Source organism: Pseudomonas sp. MF6751 (genome assembly GCF_016613265.1).
GTDB classification, from domain to species: domain Bacteria; phylum Pseudomonadota; class Gammaproteobacteria; order Pseudomonadales; family Pseudomonadaceae; genus Aquipseudomonas; species Aquipseudomonas fluorescens_BV.
In genome coordinates this window covers 1-18,415 of sequence record NZ_JAENSV010000068.1, presented here as the reverse complement: position 1 = coordinate 18,415, position 18,415 = coordinate 1, and the positions used below count along the sequence as shown (strand labels likewise).

Sequence of the window (18,415 nt, the reverse complement as noted above, 5' to 3'; positions counted from 1 at the left end):
AGACATGGAAAGCGTTTTATCAAGCACAGAGGGCGCGAGGCTATAGCACCACACAGGCGTTGGTAATACTGGCCCGCAAGCTTGCTCGGGTGGTGTTCGCTCTGCTGAAAGGGCAAAGCGAATATCAGCCAAAAGTTGGTTGAGGGTTGCCCCTCAACCATAGAATCTCCCACAGTTGGGTTTCGGAGTGTCAGGCAGTTAGTCGTTGACTGTTCGGCCATCATCGCAGGCAAGCCAGCTCCCACATTTAATAAGCGGTGCAGGCCCGTTACCGACCAGGTGTAGAGAGGGGAAACAGGCTGTTGAGGGTATCGAGCAAGCGCACCAGGTAGATCGGCTTGCGAAACAAGTCCAGCACCTGCAAGCGCAGCATATCGCTGACATCGTCCATTTCTGCATGGCCAGACATCACGATCACAGGCAAATGCGAGCGTGAGGTGTGTTCGCGCAGGCGCTTGATCAAGGAGATACCACTTTCCTCGGGCATGCGCAGATCGGTGATAACCAGGGCGATATCAGGGTGAAGTGTCAATTCTTGCAAGGCGAAGGTGACGGAGGTCGCGGTGAAACAGACGAACCCCTCGTTTTCGAGGGATTCGGCCAACTCCACCAGCGCATCCTCCTCGTCGTCCACCAATAGGATTTGTTGGCGGGATGACGAAGGGTGGGTCATGGGCGGTACCTGATAAAAAGAATCACCGGAACGAAAGAATACCGCAATGACAGCTAAGTCGCTGCTGGCAGCGCATCAGACACTTGCTCGAAGATACCTTTTATCTTATCGCCAAGCCCAGTACCAATACCGACGATCACCAACGCAACTATCGCGACGATAATCACATATTCAATAGCCGACGCCCCGTCTCTGCGACGCAGGAATAACTGAGCGTGAACATAAAATTTCAAGAACAGGTCAAGGATCATGTTGAGATCTCCTTCATGCGCCACAAAGCGCCGATACAGCTGGCCCGCACAATGATTGCCGTGTGCCACTAGAGCATTGTCAACAAATTTAACACTCACAACTGTAAGAATGAATTAATCATAAAGTATTAGCGGCCTCATGCGCCCTGCAAGTCCGTTGTTTAAAGGCCCGACTCTAAAAACATCGATAATTTTTTCATTCGGTAATGGCATTTCGTCCTAGCTGAGCTACCTTCAAATAGCCAAATCGTTAGTTGTTCATCACAGCCCAGTTGCGAATTTAACTCGTTTGGTTGAGCGAGAATAAAAGCAGTGCAACAGGATAGGGAGAGCCGTCATGAACAGTCGCATCAGCATGGTCCTGGCTGGCTTGCTGCTTATCGGAGCCTTGATTGCAGGGTATTGGGGCCTGGTACTGAGCCGTCCACCGGCACCCGCGGTAGCACCCTCGCCACAACCTGTCATTTCCGTTGAAAAAACCGTTGCAGTCGTGGAAGACCAGACCCGCCAGCCCGTCGTGGTACTGGTGCACGCGGTTGCGCCTTTTGTGCCCCTCACCGCTGCCGATGTAGCCGTGGAAAAACTGCGCACCGTGCCGGCAGGCAGCCTGACCAGCGTTGACCAGGCCATCGGTCGTACGCCCTTGCGGGCCCTGGGTGCCGGCACCTGGCTCAATGATGAAAGCTTCACCGCCGGCGGCCCCCTGGCCCGCATGATTCGTGCAGATGAACGCGCGCTCGCCGTCGCCGTCGACGAGGTCATCGGTGCCGGTGGCCAGTTGAGCCCCGGCGATTACGTGGATGTCTTGTTGTTCTTGCGCCAGGACAATGCCAATGCCGAGCAGTCGGCACAGGTGGTCATCCCGGCGATTCGCCTGCTCAGCGTCGGCGACCAACTGGGTTTGGCCAACGACGGCACCCCGGCAGTACCGCCACCCGCCACCGCCGAAGAACGCGCCCAGGCGGCTCAACGTCGCACCGCCGCGCGCAGTGTGGTGCTGGCGGTGCCCGAACAATTGCTGAGTCGGCTGATGCTCGCTTCCCAAGCCGGCACGCTGCGCCTGGCCGTGCGCAGTGCCGACGAACAATTGCTCAGCCGCTACTGGGCCGGTGAAAGCGACACCCCGGACAAGGTGCAAAGCGCCAACCGCGACCTCTACCAATTCACCCAATTGGCCCTCAGCGGCCCGCCAAAAAAAATCACCCCCACGGTGGCCGACACCGGCCAGCGTCGGGGCGTCGAAGTGATTCGCGGCGCAGCGGCAGCACAACCTACCCCCTGATTGAACAAGGATGCCTTGAATGAGCCAACGCTACGCTCAATTGGCCTTGGCCTTGATGCTGCCGTGCCTGCCCTTGGGCATGGCGATGGGCGCATCGGGCAACTGCAACGCTCTGGGCCAACTGCCCGCTGTGATCGAGGTGGGCGAAGGCTTGCAGACCGAACTGCAATCGCCGGTAGCGATTACGCGCCTGGCAATCGGCGACCCGAAAATCGCCGATGTGCGGGTCAACGGCGACCGCCATTTCCTGCTCACTGGCGTCGGCAGCGGCGCTACCAGCCTGATGGTGTGGACCGGCTGCTCGACCACGCCGCGCCAGAGCATGGTGTTCGTCAAGGGCAAGGCTACTTCGGCGCTGACCAGCCAATCGCTGTCGCCCTCCGAAGACCCGACGCTGCCCAGCCAGGTGCAGACCGATATTCGCTTTGTCGAGGTCAGCCGCACCAAGCTCAAGGAAGCCAGTACCAAGATCCTGGGCATGGGTAAAAACTTTTTCCTCGGCAGCCCCGATTTACTGTCCCCGTCAGAGGGCATTTTCAAATTGCCGGTGAGTGCCGACAACTTCAACATCGGGTTTGGCGGTGGCCGGGTCAAGGCACTGATCAACGCCCTGGAAAGCAGCGGTTTCGCCTATACCCTGGCGCGCCCGAGCCTGGTGGCCATGAGCGGCCAGAGCGCGACCTTCCTGGCCGGCGGCGAAGTGCCGATTCCGGTGCCCAGTGCCGGCAGCGATACCATCACCATCGAGTACAAGGAATTCGGCATTCGCCTGACGCTGACGCCCACGGTCATCGACCACAACCGCATCGCCCTGAAAGTCGCCCCGGAAGTCAGCGAGCTGGATTACAACAATGCGATTCGCATCGAAGGCATTCAAGTGCCGGCCCTGACCGTCCGGCGCACCGACACCAGCGTGTCACTGGCCGACGGCGAAAGCTTCGTGATCAGCGGCCTGATCAGCAGCACCAACCGTTCGACCATCGCCAAGCTCCCAGGCCTGGGCGACATCCCGATCCTTGGCGCATTTTTCCGCGACTCCAATATCAGCAGCGAAGAAAAAGAACTGCTGATGATTGTCACGCCGCATCTGGTCCAGCCACTGGCTGCCAATGCGCAGTTGCCGTCGCTGCCCGGCGAAAAACTGCGCACCTATGACCCGAACTGGTTCCGCCTGTTCTTCCTGGAAAACGGCAACTTCGACCGTCGCAGTGGACTTTCCCAATGAGCGATAGCCTGAGCCAGACCTTCCTGGCAATCACCCGTAACAGCACCGACCTGGAATGGCTCCAGGGTGCCCTGGCCCCTCTTGGCCAAGTGATCAACGTGGGCGGCGGCAGCCTGGATGAATTGCTGGCACTGGTGGACGTGACCTTCGCCAACCTGGTGTTCGTGGGCCTGGACCGCGAGCACCTGGTAGCCCAGAGCGCCTTGATCGAAGGCGCCCTGGAAGCCAAGCCGATGTTGGCGGTGGTGGCCTTGGGCGACGGCATGGACAACCAGTTGGTACTCAACGCCATGCGTGCCGGCGCTCGGGATTTTGTCGCCTATGGCTCACGCTCCAGCGAAGTGGCCGGGCTGGTGCGGCGCCTGAGCAAGCGCTTGCCGCCCAGCGCGCCGAACGCCCATCTCGGCGGCCTCACCGTGCTCTACGGTGCCCAGGGCAATACCGATGGCGCCCTGCTGGCAAGCCACTTGGCGATGGTGGTGCAAAAGAGCGGCCAGCAGACGCTGATGCTCGACCTCGGCCTGCCCAGGGGCGACAGCCTGGCGCTGCTGGGCCTGGACAGTACCTTCAATTTCGGCGACGCCTTGCGCCACCTGCGACGCCTGGACGCCACCCTGATCAACAGCGCGTTCACCAGCACCGACGACGGCCTGCGGATCCTCGCCTACGCCGCCAGCGATGAACCCTTGGAAATGACCAGCGCCGCGGAGCTGTACATGTTGCTCAGCGCCTTGCGCCAGCACTTCCAGCACATCGTGGTCAACCTCACCGGGCAAGCGGACAGCGAAGCCCTGCGCACCTTTGTCAGCCACTGCGACAAGCTGTTGTGGTGCACCGACCAATGCGTACTCGACTGTCGGCGTAACCTGGCGATGCTGAACCTGTGGCGCGAAAAAGGCATGAAGCTCGACCATGCCAAGCTGCTCGTCGATCGCTACGTCAAAGGCTGCGCCCCCGGCACCGAAGCCCTGGAAAAAAGCTTCGGCCTGGAGTGCATCGCCGTGCTGCCCCTGAGCCCCGAAGTGCGCCTGAACGCCAAGAACCAGGGGCAAAGCCTGTTCACCCTGGCCCCCCGCGAAGCGTTGACCCAAGCCCTGCGCCACCTGGGCGAGCGCCTGGCCAAACGTACCGAAGGCCTGGATAAACCTTCGACCCGCTGGTTCGAACGCCTGCTGGGAGCGAGTCGATGAACGGCGAAAAACTCTTCGGCGCACCGGCCCGTGGAAGTGCCGCGCACAACGATCACGACGGCCTGAAACTGGTGCTGCATCGCTACATCATCGATGCCATCGAAGAATCGGGCCAGAACCTGCTGGAAGGCTCGCGCCAATCCCTGGCGCAATTTGTCATCGACAAAGTGGCCGAATACATCACGCGCATGCACCTGGCAATCTCGCGCTATGAGATGGAGCGCCTGGCCGAGGAAATCGTCGATGAGCTGACCGGCTTCGGCCCGCTGGAAGTGCTGCTGCGCGATGTGTCGATCACCGAGATCCTGGTCAACGGCCCACACCGGGTGTTTATCGAGCGTGACGGAGTACTCCATCAGAGCGACCTGCGCTTTATCGACGCGCACCATGTAGAACGCGTGATGCAGCGCATTCTCGCGCCCCTTGGAAGGCGCCTGGATGAGTCGTCGCCGATGGTCGATGCGCGCTTGCCGGATGGCAGCCGGGTCAATGCGATCATCCCGCCGATTGCCTTGGACGGCCCGTGCCTGTCGATCCGTAAATTTCGCAAGGACATGCTCAAGAGCAGTGACCTGGTGGCAATGCAAACCATCGACCACAATATTTTCGAGTTCTTCCAGGAGGCGGTGGGCAAGCGCTGCAATATTCTCATCAGTGGCGGCACCGGCACCGGCAAGACCACGCTGCTCAATATCCTCAGCCAATTGATCAACCCCCACGAACGCCTGGTCACCATCGAAGACGTAGCCGAGCTGCAACTGGGCCACCCCCACGTGGTGCGCCTGGAAACCCGCCCGCCCAATGCCGAGGGGCATGGCGAGGTCAAGGCCAGCGACCTGATTCGCAACGCCCTGCGGATGCGCCCGGACCGCATCATCCTTGGCGAGATCCGTGGCGTCGAAGTGCTCGACGTGATGACGGCCATGAACACCGGCCATGACGGTTCCATGAGTACCGTGCATGCCAACAATGCCCAGGACGCGTTGCTGCGCCTGGAAACCCTGGTGGGCCTGACCGGCCGGGTGGTGGCGGAGAAAACCCTGCGGCAGATGATCTGTGCCGCACTGGATGTGGTGGTGCAACTGACGCGCCTGCCCGATGGGCGCCGTTGCGTCAGCGAGGTGGTGGAAGTGGTGGGGGTGCGCGACGACGTGTATGTCACCAACACCCTGTTCCGCCTCGACCGCCGTACCGGTTTCGGCTTTCTGCGCGAAGCGCTCAACCCGGCCGGCGACAAGCTGCGGCGCGAATCGGCATTGCCGTTGTAGAGAGGGCTCATGACCGGACTTGTCTTGCTGCTCATTTGCATCCTGCTGATCAGCCTGTCCGTCTGGCTGTTCCAGCGAGGGTTGCGCCAGGCCGGCACCGACCGGGTGCTGGAGCGGCTCAGCGACGGCCAGCCGGTGCCCCAGGAGCCGAACGGCAGCTGGGTCGCGCTGGAGCGCATGTTCCAGCGCGCCGGCCTGGGCAAGCCCACCGACCGCCTGGGTTTGTGGTTGAGCGGCTGGGCGCTGGGCATGTTGCTGGGCTATCTGCTGGCCGGCGGGCTGGGCCTGTTGGCCATGTTGATCCTGCCGCCGCTGCTGCTGCGGGTGTATATCGCCTGGCGCTACCAACGGCGAGTGCAGCGCATGGTCGAACAATTACCGCAGCTGCTGGACCACAGCGTGCGCAGCCTCAAGTCTGGGCGCACCCTGGCGGACGCTGTGCTGGGCGCGATCGACAGCACCGAAGCGCCGCTCAAGCAGGCCATGAGCCGCATCCAGCGCAACGTGCAAATGGGCGTGAGCCTGCCGGAGTCGGTCAGCGACTTTGCCGAGTTCTACGAGCGCGATGAATTCCGCCTGTTTGCTCTTGGCCTGAAGGTCAACCACCGCTACGGCGGCAACGCCAGCGAGCTGCTGGAAAACCTGATCAAGATGATCCGCGAGCGCGAACAGGGTGCGCGCCAACTCAAGGCCATGACTGGCGAAACGCGCATGACCGCCTATGTGCTGGCGGGTTTGCCTATCGTCATGGTCGGCTACTTCCTGATGGTCAACCCGGGCTACCTGATGAGCATGTGGAATGACGGAACCGGGCGCCACCTGCTGCTGGCCGCGGTGGCGCTCGACATTTCGGGCACCTTCGTCATGTGGCGCATGTTGCGGAGTATTTGAGATGGCCATCCTGATTTGCATCCTGTTGTCGCTCGCCGCCGTCGCCTTGATCGTCGGCAACCTGCTGGAGCAAAGGCGCCGTCAACGCCTGGTCAGCCAACGCCTGCAAGGCCAACTGACCCGCGAAGACAAACTCGGCAGCCTGATGCGCCAGTTGGGCGCCAGCACCGTGGCCCAGCGCTCGGTCAGCCTGGACAACGAAACCCAGACCCTGCTCAACCGCGTCGGCTGGCGCAAAGCCAACCAGCGCTCCATGTTTGCCGCTTTCCAGATCGGCGTGCCCATCGTGTTGCTGGGCTTGACCCTGCTCGGCCAGCAGCTGCTGTTTCCCCATGCCGGCTCACCCTGGATTGCCCCGGCGATTGCCCTGGGCATCGGATACCTGCTGCCCAAACGCATCCTCGCCCTCAGTGCGAAATATCGCCAGGAGCGTATCGCTCGGGAAATTTCCACCTTCATTCCATTACTGCGCATCCTGTTCGAATCCGGCATGGCAGTTGAGCAATCGCTGCGGGTGTTGAGCACCGAAGCCCAGCGCTTGCTGCCAGACCTGACCCATGAACTGCGCCTGATCCTGGCAAGGGTCGACTCGGGCCTGGAACTGTCCGAAGAGCTGGGCAAGACCGCACGCCTGCTGGCCGTGGATGAGTTCACCGACACCTGCATCATCCTTCAGCAGTTGATCCACCAAGGCGGCGGCGCGATGAAATCCTTGCTGGCCCTCAAGCAGTTGCTTGACGACCGCCGCCTGACCCGCCTGCAGGAATACATCTCGAAGATGTCCGCGAAGATGTCCGTGGTGATGATGGTGTTCCTGTTTCCCGCCTTGCTGATCGTGCTGGGGGGGCCGGCCATGATCGCCATCTCCCGAGCCTTGAATAACTTTTGAGGAGCCTGCCATGAAACCACTGATCGTCGCCTTGAGCCTGCTGATGCTGGGCGGCTGTGCCAGCAACGGCCAGGTTCCGTGGGCCGGGTTGCTGGCGCCGGGCAATTGCCCCAAGCCAAGCCCCGACCAGGAGCTGTCGCTGAACCTGGCCGATGACATGGCCAACGAGGGCAAGCTGCACGCCAGCCTCGCCAACCTGCAGAACCTGCCCAGCGCCCTGCCCCAGGTTCGTCAACGCCAGGCCCGTGCCTATCGCTTGCTAGGCCGTCCTGACGCCGAGCCGTTGTACCGCAGCCTGCTGGGCACCTGCCTGGCCGCCGACGGTGAGCACGGCCTGGGGCAACTGGCGTCGGCCAAGGGCGACAACGGCCAGGCCATGGCTCACCTGCAACGCGCAGCACGGTTGGCGCCCACCGACGAAAAAATCCGCAACGACCTGGGCGTGGTGTACCTCGATCAACGGCGCCTGGATGACGCGCGCTTTGAATTCATGACCGCCATCGAACTCAAGCAGAGCGATCAATTGGCGGCGGTGAACCTGGTGACCTTGCTGATCTATCAGGACAACTGGGAGCAAGCCGCGAAAGTGGTCGGCCAACTCGGGTTGAGCCCTGATCAGGTGACCCGAGCCCAGGCACGGGCGCAACACCTCAAGGACGCTGGCACGGCACCGCAGCGCCCAATCAAAGATCAGGTAGCGGCGGTCAGCGACACGCTGCCGGCCTCTGTAAAATAGGGAGTCGATGATGAAATTCCATTACCTCGCCGGCCTTGCATGCCTGGCCCTGCCCCTCCTTGCTTCGGCCATCGAAGCGGGGCCGTCCTCACCCCGGCAGGCAGAAACGGAAAACTGGATGGCGCTGCAACTGAGCGGGCGCGCAGCCTCGGCCAACCCGCAAAAAACCACGCCGGCAGAACGCGAACAGGCGCTCAAGCGCTGGCTGGACAGCAACAAGCACCCGATTCCGGAGTTTTTTGATCAGAAAATAGGCGGCACTGCGCAAAGTGGAAGCAAGTAAAGCTACTGTGGCGAGCAAGCTTGCTTGCGCTGGGGTGCGAAGCGCCCCCAAGAAAAGCCGACTCCAGCTGCGCCGTCGAGCGGGAGCAAGCTCCCTCGCCACAGAAAGCTCGCTCCTGCACGGTTTGCCTGGGCCCTCAGTGCGCTGTTACCCGCTGACGCATCGCCGAGTTGCTCGGTGACAACGCCAGCGCCAACTGCGTGCGGTTGTGCATATGGGTCAGGCGCAGCACCTGGGACACGTACAGTTTGACTGTGTTCTCGGTAATTCCCAGTTCACAGGCAATCTGATAGTTGGTCTGGCCCTTGCCCACCAGGCGTGCCACGTCCAACTGGCGCGGTGACAGCTGATTGAAGATCGCCGGGATCTCCAACGGCCCGGCTTCATCAGCCGATGGGTCCCTGTCATGGTCCTGGGGCACCGGGTTGCGACGCACTTTGTCCAAGTCCATATACAAGTCGTTGATCGATTCGGACAGGTACTGCAACTTCTGGTTGAGCGTGCCCAGTTGCAGGTCTTTTTGCCGTTCCTCCAACGCGGCTTCCTGGCGCTTGAGGCCTTCGAGCAATTCATCGAGGTTGATCGGCTTCTGGTAGTAATCGGCGATGCCCGCACGCAGGGCCTTGATCACATCCTGTTTATCGGCACGACCGGTGAGCATGATCGCTTCGAACGCACGATGTTTGCCGGCGATCCGTTGCAGCGCCTGGACCAGTTCGATGCCGTCCATGTCCGGCATATGCAGGTCACACAGCACTAAACCAATCTGAAGGTCTTCGCCAAAACGCTGGACAGCTTGCTGGCTGGACTCGCACGGGACACAACGGTACCCGCTGCTTTCAAGAAATTCACAGAGCTCCTCCACGATTAATGGCTGATCGTCGACCACGAGCACTTTTACTGCAGACGTAAGCTTGTTCACGCGCTACTCCATGCCTGGCAAGCCAAATAATGACCTATCCTTTCTGACGAAAATTCCTACATAACCACTCATTAAACGTAGACGTACTTTCCGACTATGTACATAGCATTAATCAACTCGTGCGACTGATGGATCCAAAACCAGCTGCCGGCAAAACCTGTCAAAACGAAGGGCGCAAAGGGCTGTTTTGTTGACGCGTGCCCTGCCCGGTCAACGCTATTTGAGCTAAGCCATTGATGCATAAGTGTCCAGGCCACCATGGCGATGCCGGCACCGATCAACGACCCCAGCAGGTACTCGATATTGGAGGCCAGCCCCAAGGCGGCTAGCAACTTCACATCCCCCGCGCCAAAGCGGCTCAACGCGTACCCGGGCAGGGTCAGCACCAGCGCCAAAACCAAGGCCAGGCCACCCTCGCTGCGGGGCGCGCCCAACCAGGTCGAGCCCGCCCATAGCAGGTAAATCAGCGCCAACAGCCCGACGCCCAGGGTCAGCGTATTGGCAATTTGGCGCTGGCGAATATCCTGCACAGCACATACGCCCAACCACAGCACAATCACTAGCGTCTGGATCACGTAAAAAACATCCCTTTTGGCTGAATGATTCTATGCTGATATCAAGTACTCGACTCAGGGTAGACGCAGTCATGAAATCGAGCCTCCCGAGAAAGCAAAAAGGCGCTGCGGCGATCGAGTTTGCCTTGGTCTTCGTGATTTTCTTTGCAGTGTTCTACGGCATGCTCAGCTACAGCTTGCCGCTGCTGTTGATGCAGTCATTTCACCAAGCGGCGGCCGAAGGGGTACGCCGCAGTGTGTCCGTGGACCCAATCACTGCAGGTGCAGGCTATTCGGCCCTGGTTGTACAACGCGCCAAGGATGCGACCCAGGCCCAGTTGAACTGGATCCCCAGTTCCTTGAATTTCTTGCCCGGCTATATCACCGCTACCTACACCAATAATTTGCTGACGGTGAAGATCACCTACCCCACGGCCAATATCAAAGCGGTCTTGCCGGCCCTGGTATTGCCCGGGGTGGGCACCGTACCGAACCTGCCCACCAACCTCACCGCCACCTCGAGCCTTCAGTTTTGACGACGGGGGATAAATTGTTCGCACGCCTGCGCGGGCGCACCAGCGCCCTGGCTCTGGATGTACCCACGACGCCCGCGCCCGGCCTGCAACTGCAACTGGACAACCTGGGTCGGGTGCTGAACATCTCAGGCACCTTGAGGCCTTTGCTTGCCCAGCATCTTGCTGGCATGCCGAACCCACCGTTGCAGACCTTGCTGTGCGCCGACAGCGCGCTGAGTGTCGAGGGCACGCCGCAAGAGTGGCAACGACACGGCCTGGACCTCGACTTCCAGGGCGCTGCCGGCCAGGTCCTGCATACCCGCGGCTGGATCGAGCCGGAGGGCGACGGTTGGGCCCTGCACCTGCTGGACATCACGGACCTGCTGGCCGACCGAGTACGGGTGCAGCAACGCGAACAGAACCACCAACTCGCCGCCCTGATGAGCGAACAGCTGCGCGTGTGCAGCCTCACTCGCCTGCCCCAGGTGTTCAGCGAACACCTGCGCAGCGTGGCCCAGCGCTGGAGCATCCCCTGCGTCGCCATGGCGCTGCTCGACGAAGATGACCAGGGCTGGCGCATCTACAGCCAATACGCCGCCCACGACGCCCCGGCCTTGTGGCAAACCGGGCAACACCTGGGCACCAGCCTGGACAGCATCAACGGCAACACGCCACTGAGCCTGGACATTGCCCAGGGGCGCAGCGACAACCCGCGCCTGCACAGTGTATTTGGCAATGCCGACGGCTTCCTGGTGCCGTACCGCGACAGCCATGGCGCCGCCGCGTGGCTGCTGTGTGGCTTCTATAACGGCCAGGCACACCACACCGGCGAGCGTGACTGGCTGAACCTGTGCGCGGCACTCGCCGCGCCGCTGCTGAGCCGTCTGCGCGAACAGCGTCACCACCAGCAACTGGAACGGGTAGAAGCCCTGCAAGGCCTGCTCGGCACTGGCTGGTGGGAACTGTTGCCCGCCACCCAGGAAATCCAACTGGCGCCACAATTGCTGCGCAACCTGAGCCTGGACGAAGGCCCCACCCGCCAACCCCTCGGCACCTGGCTCGAGCTCATCCACCCCGCCGACCGTCAGGCCCTCGACAGCCGCCTGCAAGACCTGCAAGCCCTGGGCAAGCCACTGCTGACCAGCGTGCGCCTGCAACGCACCGAGTCTGAGCAGTCGCCCCTGTGGTACCGCATACAAGGCCAAGTGCTGGGCGCCGGCAATGAACGGCGCTGGATCGGCTTCATGCTCGACATCAGCGACATCCAGAACCAGCAACTGCAAGCCGCCGCCGCCCATGCGCGCCTGGACAACCTGATCGCCAGCTCACCGGCCGTCATCTATGTGCAGCGCTACGTCAACGGCGCGCTGCACCCGGCGTTTTTCAGCGCCAGCCTGTTGCCGCTGCTGGGCTGGACCTTGGCCGATTGCAACCACGACACCCTGGCGGCGCTGATCCACCCCGACGACCGTGAGCGCTACTTCGAACGCACCCGCCAACTGCTGCACGAAGGCAACGTGCGCAGCCGCTACCGCCTGCGCGACAAGCAAGGCAACTACCACTGGCTGCTCGACGAAGCCAAGCTTTTGCGCGACGACCTCGGCTTGCCGGTGGAAGCCGTGGGCCTGTGGCTGGACGTCACCGAGGCGACCCTGGCCGCCGAGCAGGTGCGCCAAAGTGAAGAGCGCTACCGCATCCTGGTGGAAGACTCGCCAGCGATGATCTGTCGCTACCGTCCCGACCTGATCCTCACCTTCGGCAACACGCCGCTGGCCAATTACCTGGAATGCCGGCCCGACCAATTGCCAGGCATCGACCTGGGCCAGTGGCTGTCGGATGAACAGCGCGCCGCCTTTATGCAGCGCATCCAGCAACTGACTCCGGAATTCCCGGTGAGCACCGCGGAAATCAGCCTGCAACTGCCGGGGCGCGAACATGCCTGGTGGGTGTGGTCGGACCGTGGCGTCTTCGATGAACAAGGCGCCCTGATCGAAGTGCAAGCCGTAGGGCGCGACAACACCGAAGTACGCCGCTCCCAGCAGCAACTGACCCAAAGCGCGAAAATGGCCACCCTCGGCGAAATGGCCACCGGCCTGGCCCATGAGATCAACCAGCCGCTGAACGTGATGCACATGGCCATCACCAATGTGCTCAAGCGCCTGGGCAATGGCGATGTGCAGATCGACTACCTCACGGAAAAACTGCACCGTATCGACGCCCAGGTGCAACGCGCGGCACGGGTGGTCGACCATATGCGCGTCTTCGGCCGCCGCTCGGAAATCGAGCAACAACCATTCGACCCGGCGCAGGCGCTGGAGGGCACCCTGTCCCTGCTCAGCGAAGGCCTGCGCGGCAAAGGTGTGGAGGTGCGCATCAGCCCTGCGGACTTCTCGGTGCAGGTCAAAGGCTATGTCGACCAGCTGGAACAGGTGCTGATCAACCTGATGGTCAATGCCCGCGACGCATTACTCAGCCAGCGAGAAAAAGACCCTGCCCTGCGCCCCTGGATTGCCCTGCACAGCGAGCACGACAGCCGCCATGTGCGTATCTGGGTCGAAGACAACGCCGGCGGGATAGACCCGCGCCTGTTGGAGCGGATTTTCGAACCGTTCTTTACCACCAAGCCGATAGGCGTCGGCACCGGATTGGGGCTCTCGGTGAGCTATGGGATTGTGGAAAACATGGGTGGGCGCCTGAGCGTCACCAACGGCGAGGCCGGCGCGAAATTCTGCGTCGAGTTACCCATCGCGCAGAACTCAATCAGCTAACCACGATGCGAAGAGAGCCGCTCTTGCTCTGCTTTTGATCTTAGGCGCCCCGTCAAACCACGCTGGCGAATTACGGGCACACCGAGCCCAGGCGAGGTGCCGAGTGGTGGGGCAAGAGCGTTTTGCTTACTTTGGCCTCGGCCGGCATCCCGGCTTTTGCAAAGTGAGCCGCCGTCAGGGCGGAACCCTAAGTGGCCGTTACCGCAGGAATGGATATGTACTCGGTATAACTGTGTCGACTGGCAGGCCGCTATCGCAGGCAAGCCAGCTCCCACATTTGGAACGCGGTGCATCAGATAGACCAACAGGCTAAATCACCAGATAAGCCCGGCCCATATGGCAAGAGAGATTGGCACCAACTTCGGCATTGCCCAGGTTGATGCCCAAGGCGCTGAGCAAGGTGTTGACGATAGGGTCGAGAATCGGTGACAGCACGTTCTGGATCAGCCCCACCACCGCCGTGGTGATGGTCGCCAACAGCCCGGCGACCCCAGCCAGCGCACCATTGGAGACACTGCCGCTGGGCGGTGCATAAGTTACCTGCAAGCCATTAAGGGTCGCCGCCAGGCTGCCGACGATATTGGCGGTGCCCGGCGCGAACTTGTAGGTGGGCGGCGCATTCATCTCGGCCACCGGCGCAAACACCATCGTGCTGGTTTGCGCAGCAATGGTGGAGTTGGCTTTCAACAGCAAACCGCCCCCCACATTGGGTGTACGGTTGGGGCTGCACAGCAGCGTCAGGACCACACAGTAGCGCTGGCCAAAATCGATCAGCCTGACCGGCTGCACATCGACTGCTGCGGAGGAAGAAAAAGCCGCCTCCGGATCCACCGTACCGACCGCCAGGGTCGCCAGGGACGTAGTGGTTTCCACCGTCAAGGATTTGGAGGCCGGCGAGTCGCAATTGAAATCCGTGACATGGGTTTGCGCACTGCCGGCTTCGATGTAAATGGCCAGCGATGTGGTGACATCCACGTCAGCCACATTGCAGGCCACCAGGCACAACACACCGCCAACCACCGCCGGCAGGTTGAGGTTCAACAAGCCCTTGACCACCTGGGACACCGGCGTGCCCAGGCCCGTCAATATGGACGCCACGCCAGAGACCGCCTTGATGATCGGTGCCTGCACAGTCACCAACGTACGCACTTGCGCAGTGCGTACAAAAATCTGATCGGTCGGCGGGGTATTCAACAAGCCCTTCTTCGCCAACGCCGGATTGCCAATGGCCGACAGCTGCGGCGGTTCGATGACCTTGGTCTGGATCGACACATTGCCCACCAGCGGAATCGCGACCTGCGCCGCCGCGCTCACCGCATTCTTGCTGCTGGACAACTGCGCCACCGCTTCCAACAGTTGAAACAATTGCACATTGCTGTTCAGCGCCGCCGTCGGCGTGCCGGTGGCGATGTCGATCAGGTCACCCACGGTCAACAGCTTGCTGTTGGGTGCAATGGCTTGAATCGAAATCACGTCATTGACCACCGCCGTGACCGCCGCACCGTTTTTCTGCAAAACCTTCACAGCAGCGTCGATCAGTTGAGTAGCCGAGACTGCGGTACTGAGCAAGGCATCGTAGTCACCGGCCTTCACGTTCAGGTTGATCGCCAGTTGGTCCAAATAGCTGAGCAGGTTGACGTTGGTCTGCAGCAAGCCGTTCCAACCCGCCGCCGTGAGCGAAAGGTTACCGCCGAGCAGGTTGCCGATGACCAGGTTGAGCAGTGGGGATTTGCCTGAGTCGACGCTGGCCAGGCTGCTGCGGATCGACAGCTGCGCCACGGGCGGTGGTGTCGCCGCGACGGCGGTGGCGCTCAAGTTGATTTGCGGGGTAATCGGCGCGCCGCTGAACAGGTTCCACAGGCCATTGGCGATGCTGGTCAGGACGGTGCGCGAGGCCACCACGCGGATCGCGTCGCTCTTGGTGGCATCGGCGGTAAATACGCGGGTGTTGAGGGCGTTGGTCGCCAGGGTGCCGCATGTCACCGCCAGGGTGCTGCCATTACCGACCACAAAACCGTTGCGCGCGGCATTTTGCGTGGCATAGGCGTTTGCGGTGGTGTTGGTACCGCATTGGCCACCGAGACTGGCTGCCTCCAACGCCGAGGTATCGGCGACGGATTGCAGCTTGCGCTTTTCCAAATACAAGCGCCCGCTGTCAACCGCCAGCAACGTAAACACCAAGGCCAAGGCCAAGGTGCCTGCCGCCATCAAGCCTATTGCACCACGCTGCCTGGAACCGAATCGGGGAGACATCGAAGCACTCCTGCGCTAACTCTCCGTTGCACTGGAGTGTAGACAAGGCTTCGGCAGGTTGCTGGCAACTCGCCACATTGGCGACTGGCGGAGATGCCCTGAATGTCGGCCCCCTAATACAACTCAGCTAAGCGAACGCTATGCTCAAAACACTGAAGATCAAATGTGGGAGCTGGCTTGCCTGCGAAAGCGGTAGTGCAGTAACTGAAGCAGTGACTGGCACACCGCTTTCGCGAGCAAGCCCGCTCCCACAGGGGTACGGGGGGATCAGCGCGGCGGGTAGTTGGAAAGGATCTTGGTCACGGTGCTGCGGATGGCTTTGTTGCGTTCCTCGGGGTTCGGCGTGCTGGCCATCATCTGTTCGTCGCTGCCGCGCCACACCAGCTTGCCGTCCTTGCCGTCGAGCAGGTCGATCTGGATGGTCGCGACCTTGTAGGTGATGTTGCGGGTTTCGTTGTACATCGGCGCGCCCCAGTAACCATTCCACGGGCCGCCCCAAGCACCGCCATAGTTGGTGGTGACTTGCTGCTGGCGGTCTTCGACGATCAGGTAGGCCTGTACATTCAGGTCAGCCTTGGTACCCGCCGCCGCAGGACGCAAACCGCGCTGATCCAGCTGTTCGCCCACGGCCTGGCGGATGCGTTGCTCGGTGAGGTCGCTCTTGATCCTCGGGTCATCGGGACGGTACTGCAACGCTGGGTCTTTCCAGGCCCAATTACGGTAGGCGCCGAAGTCTCGGCTGGCGTCGAAATCGTGGTTGACCTGGTTGCTCTGGCAACCGCCCAGCAACATGACAACAGCAAGCGCAGCGATGCGACGAAGCATGGTGTTCTCCAAAAACAACGTGGGCATGTAATGAGAATAGCTGCTAACTGGGCGGATAGGCAGCCATTGCCTTCTGCATCGCCTTGCGCAAGCTATCGGCGCGTTCGCTCAGGCTGCCCTGGCTGGTGGTTTCGGCGCTGGTGCTCCACACCGGCTGGCGGGTGCGCGCATCGAACAGGCTGATACGCGCCACGGTCACTGTCACTTCATAGGTGCGCACCACGGGCACGCTGTTGTACATGCCGTAACCGTTGCCATAGCGGTTATAGCCGCCGTAGCCGTAACCATAATCGTCCTGGACCTGGCGCAGGCGTTTTTCCAGGCGTACATCGGCGCTCACCAGCAGGTCGGGCGCACGCTTGTCATGCAAGGGGCGCAAGCCGCGCTGATCGAGGGCGCCGCTGACCGCCTCGGCAATCTGCGCCGAATCGGCCCAGGCCGTGCCCGCCGGCAACTGACCGTTGAGCCAACCCCAGCTGCGGTAGGCACCATAGTCGCGCACCGGCGCGGGGTAGGCGCTGGCATCAAAGGTAGTGGCCGCCTGGGCGGGCGCCGGCGGCATCGGTGCCGAACTGGCCACGTAAGGATTGGGGCTCGAGCAGGCCCCAAGGCCTAGAGACAACAGGATTAAACCGAGACGACGCATGTCGACCTCCCACGCTGGGCCGCTTAAACCGGGCGGCAGATCCAGTGCAAATATCGCCCAAGCCCGGCAAAGCTTGGGTGACGACGGTGTGCGAGCTCCATCTCCAACAAGTCCTGCAGGTTGGCGCGCGCCTGGAATTCCACCGGCATATAGTCGTGGAACACCCGCACGCCACTTTGGCTTTCGACCTGCCACAGCCCTTCGAGTTGCGCCGCCAACTCCCGTGGGTCCAGGGGTTGTTGCGGCGTCAGGCTCTGCTTTTCGCCGGCCATGTCGTTCTTGCGCATTTTGCGGAAGTGGCCTTTGAGCAGGTTGCGGTAGATCAACGCATCACGGTTGTAGAACGCCAGGGACAACCAGCCACCCGGCAGCGTCAGTTGGTGCAGTACCGGCAGGATGGCGTGGGGCTCGGCCAACCACTCCAGCACGGCATGGCATAGCACCAGATCGTAAGGCTCGGTGAGTTGGCCGAGCAAGTCCTGCCACGGTGCATGAATAAAGGTCGCGCTTTGGCCCGCGTCGGCGAAGCGCTGGCGCGCACCTTCAAGCATCGGCGCAGCGGGTTCGGCCAAGGTTACCTCGTGGCCCTGCTCGGCCAGCCACAGCGACATGTGCCCAAGGCCTGCGCCGATATCCAGCACGCGCAACGGGCGTTGCGGCAAGGCTTCCATCAGGTCGGCCTGGAGCACCGCCAAGCGAATCGCGCCCTTGGCGCCGCCGTAGATCTTTTCGGCAAAGCGCGTGGCCAACTGGTCGAAATGACGATCACTCATGGGCAAACCGCCGTTCGCTATCGGCCAGCTTGGCGCGCACCACTTCGTTCATATCCAGGCCCAGTTCACTGCACAGCAACAGCAGGTACAGGACAATATCGCCGACCTCCTGACCCGCATGGGCAAGTTTATCGGCGGGCAGTTGGCGGGATTGGTCTTCGGTGAGCCATTGGAAGATTTCCACCAGTTCGGCCATTTCCACGCTGGCAGCCATGGCCAGGTTTTTCGGGCTGTGGAACTGCTTCCAGTCATTGGTATCGCGGATGCGGTGCAGGCGTTCGGTGAGGTGTTCGAGGTTCATGCGGGGGCTCCTGAATGGGTATAGCTTACCCGATCATTCCCACGCTCTGAACTGACCCCCAAAGGTTGGACACAACCTTGGGGGTGTCATGGGTAAGTACACAGAGCAAGCAAAACTCGCAGCCGTGCAGGACTATTGTTCCGGTAGCGCGGGTTTGAGGGATGTTGCAC

19 protein-coding genes and 1 pseudogene are annotated in these 18,415 nt (G+C 61.4%); 11 read left to right on the top strand and 9 right to left on the bottom strand.

Annotated elements, in window-relative coordinates; genetic code table 11:
* Window positions 1-143, top strand: a pseudogene (locus JJD66_RS28215) (IS110 family transposase); the annotation flags it as partial.
* A gap of 125 nt (window positions 144-268) precedes the next feature.
* Here the strand turns inward: JJD66_RS28215 and JJD66_RS26745 are convergent.
* On the bottom strand, window positions 269-673 hold the full coding sequence (locus tag JJD66_RS26745) for a response regulator (RefSeq protein ID WP_034125891.1): 405 nt from the start codon (window positions 671-673) through the stop codon (window positions 269-271).
* A 53-nt stretch (window positions 674-726) separates the two neighbouring features.
* On the bottom strand, window positions 727-924 hold the full coding sequence (locus tag JJD66_RS26740) for a Flp family type IVb pilin (RefSeq protein ID WP_034125890.1): 198 nt from the start codon (window positions 922-924) through the stop codon (window positions 727-729).
* A 337-nt stretch (window positions 925-1,261) separates the two neighbouring features.
* Between JJD66_RS26740 and cpaB the strand changes: the two genes are divergently transcribed.
* Genes cpaB through JJD66_RS26700 form a run of 8 tightly spaced genes read left to right on the top strand, consistent with a single transcriptional unit; the run spans window position 1,262 to window position 8,688 of the window.
* Window positions 1,262-2,206, top strand: coding sequence for a Flp pilus assembly protein CpaB (cpaB, locus tag JJD66_RS26735; protein ID WP_200649413.1), 945 nt, complete (start codon window positions 1,262-1,264; stop codon window positions 2,204-2,206).
* 19 nt (window positions 2,207-2,225) lie between these two features.
* On the top strand, window positions 2,226-3,431 hold the full coding sequence (locus JJD66_RS26730) for a type II and III secretion system protein family protein (protein ID WP_105225619.1): 1,206 nt from the start codon (window positions 2,226-2,228) through the stop codon (window positions 3,429-3,431).
* Window positions 3,428-4,621, top strand: a complete 1,194-nt coding sequence (locus tag JJD66_RS26725; RefSeq protein WP_200649412.1) for an AAA family ATPase — start codon at window positions 3,428-3,430, stop codon at window positions 4,619-4,621. Before JJD66_RS26730 ends, JJD66_RS26725 begins: the two co-directional genes overlap by 4 nt.
* Window positions 4,618-5,889 (top strand): CpaF family protein, encoded by a 1,272-nt coding sequence (locus JJD66_RS26720; protein WP_054896410.1) that lies wholly within the window; start codon window positions 4,618-4,620, stop codon window positions 5,887-5,889. The genes JJD66_RS26725 and JJD66_RS26720 overlap by 4 nt, the downstream gene beginning before the upstream one ends.
* 9 nt (window positions 5,890-5,898) lie before the next feature.
* Window positions 5,899-6,780, top strand: coding sequence for a type II secretion system F family protein (locus JJD66_RS26715; RefSeq protein WP_105225616.1), 882 nt, complete (start codon window positions 5,899-5,901; stop codon window positions 6,778-6,780).
* A gap of 1 nt (window position 6,781) precedes the next feature.
* A complete protein-coding gene (locus tag JJD66_RS26710) occupies window positions 6,782-7,669 on the top strand; it encodes a type II secretion system F family protein (protein WP_054896408.1) in 888 nt (295 codons plus the stop codon).
* 10 nt (window positions 7,670-7,679) lie between these two features.
* Window positions 7,680-8,405, top strand: coding sequence for a tetratricopeptide repeat protein (locus JJD66_RS26705; protein ID WP_200649411.1), 726 nt, complete (start codon window positions 7,680-7,682; stop codon window positions 8,403-8,405).
* Window positions 8,406-8,415: 10 nt separating this feature from the next.
* Window positions 8,416-8,688: a DUF3613 domain-containing protein gene (locus JJD66_RS26700; protein WP_105225613.1), complete on the top strand. Its 273-nt coding sequence runs from the start codon at window positions 8,416-8,418 to the stop codon at window positions 8,686-8,688.
* A gap of 136 nt (window positions 8,689-8,824) precedes the next feature.
* Here JJD66_RS26700 and JJD66_RS26695 read toward each other — a convergent pair whose 3' ends face one another.
* On the bottom strand, window positions 8,825-9,610 hold the full coding sequence (locus JJD66_RS26695; RefSeq protein WP_200649410.1) for a response regulator transcription factor: 786 nt from the start codon (window positions 9,608-9,610) through the stop codon (window positions 8,825-8,827).
* A gap of 71 nt (window positions 9,611-9,681) precedes the next feature.
* The gene (locus JJD66_RS26690) at window positions 9,682-10,185 is read right to left on the bottom strand and encodes a prepilin peptidase (protein WP_200649409.1); all 504 of its coding nucleotides are present in this window, start codon (window positions 10,183-10,185) and stop codon (window positions 9,682-9,684) included.
* Between the two features lie 71 nt (window positions 10,186-10,256).
* On the opposite strand from JJD66_RS26690, the gene JJD66_RS26685 reads away from it, so the two are divergent.
* Together JJD66_RS26685 and JJD66_RS26680 are read left to right on the top strand one after the other, a co-directional pair.
* Window positions 10,257-10,700 carry a TadE/TadG family type IV pilus assembly protein gene (locus JJD66_RS26685; RefSeq protein WP_105225610.1) on the top strand — a complete coding sequence of 148 codons (444 nt, stop codon included), beginning with the start codon at window positions 10,257-10,259 and terminating at the stop codon, window positions 10,698-10,700.
* Window positions 10,697-13,447: a PAS domain-containing sensor histidine kinase gene (locus tag JJD66_RS26680; RefSeq protein ID WP_200649408.1), complete on the top strand. Its 2,751-nt coding sequence runs from the start codon at window positions 10,697-10,699 to the stop codon at window positions 13,445-13,447. The genes JJD66_RS26685 and JJD66_RS26680 overlap by 4 nt, the downstream gene beginning before the upstream one ends.
* Window positions 13,448-13,756: 309 nt before the next feature.
* On the opposite strand, the gene JJD66_RS26675 is transcribed toward JJD66_RS26680, so the two are convergent.
* From JJD66_RS26675 to JJD66_RS26655, 5 genes are all read right to left on the bottom strand, one after another.
* Complete coding sequence (locus JJD66_RS26675) at window positions 13,757-15,700, bottom strand: pilus assembly protein TadG-related protein (RefSeq protein ID WP_200649407.1); 1,944 nt, start codon at window positions 15,698-15,700, stop codon at window positions 13,757-13,759.
* Between the two features lie 267 nt (window positions 15,701-15,967).
* On the bottom strand, window positions 15,968-16,525 hold the full coding sequence (locus JJD66_RS26670; protein ID WP_034126431.1) for a DUF4136 domain-containing protein: 558 nt from the start codon (window positions 16,523-16,525) through the stop codon (window positions 15,968-15,970).
* Between the two features lie 43 nt (window positions 16,526-16,568).
* The gene (locus JJD66_RS26665) at window positions 16,569-17,171 is read right to left on the bottom strand and encodes a DUF4136 domain-containing protein (protein ID WP_198715483.1); all 603 of its coding nucleotides are present in this window, start codon (window positions 17,169-17,171) and stop codon (window positions 16,569-16,571) included.
* Between the two features lie 23 nt (window positions 17,172-17,194).
* Complete coding sequence (locus tag JJD66_RS26660) at window positions 17,195-17,944, bottom strand: methyltransferase (protein ID WP_200649406.1); 750 nt, start codon at window positions 17,942-17,944, stop codon at window positions 17,195-17,197.
* Complete coding sequence (locus JJD66_RS26655; RefSeq protein WP_003188211.1) at window positions 17,937-18,245, bottom strand: MazG-like family protein; 309 nt, start codon at window positions 18,243-18,245, stop codon at window positions 17,937-17,939. The genes JJD66_RS26660 and JJD66_RS26655 overlap by 8 nt, the downstream gene beginning before the upstream one ends.
* Window positions 18,246-18,415 lie beyond the last annotated feature (170 nt).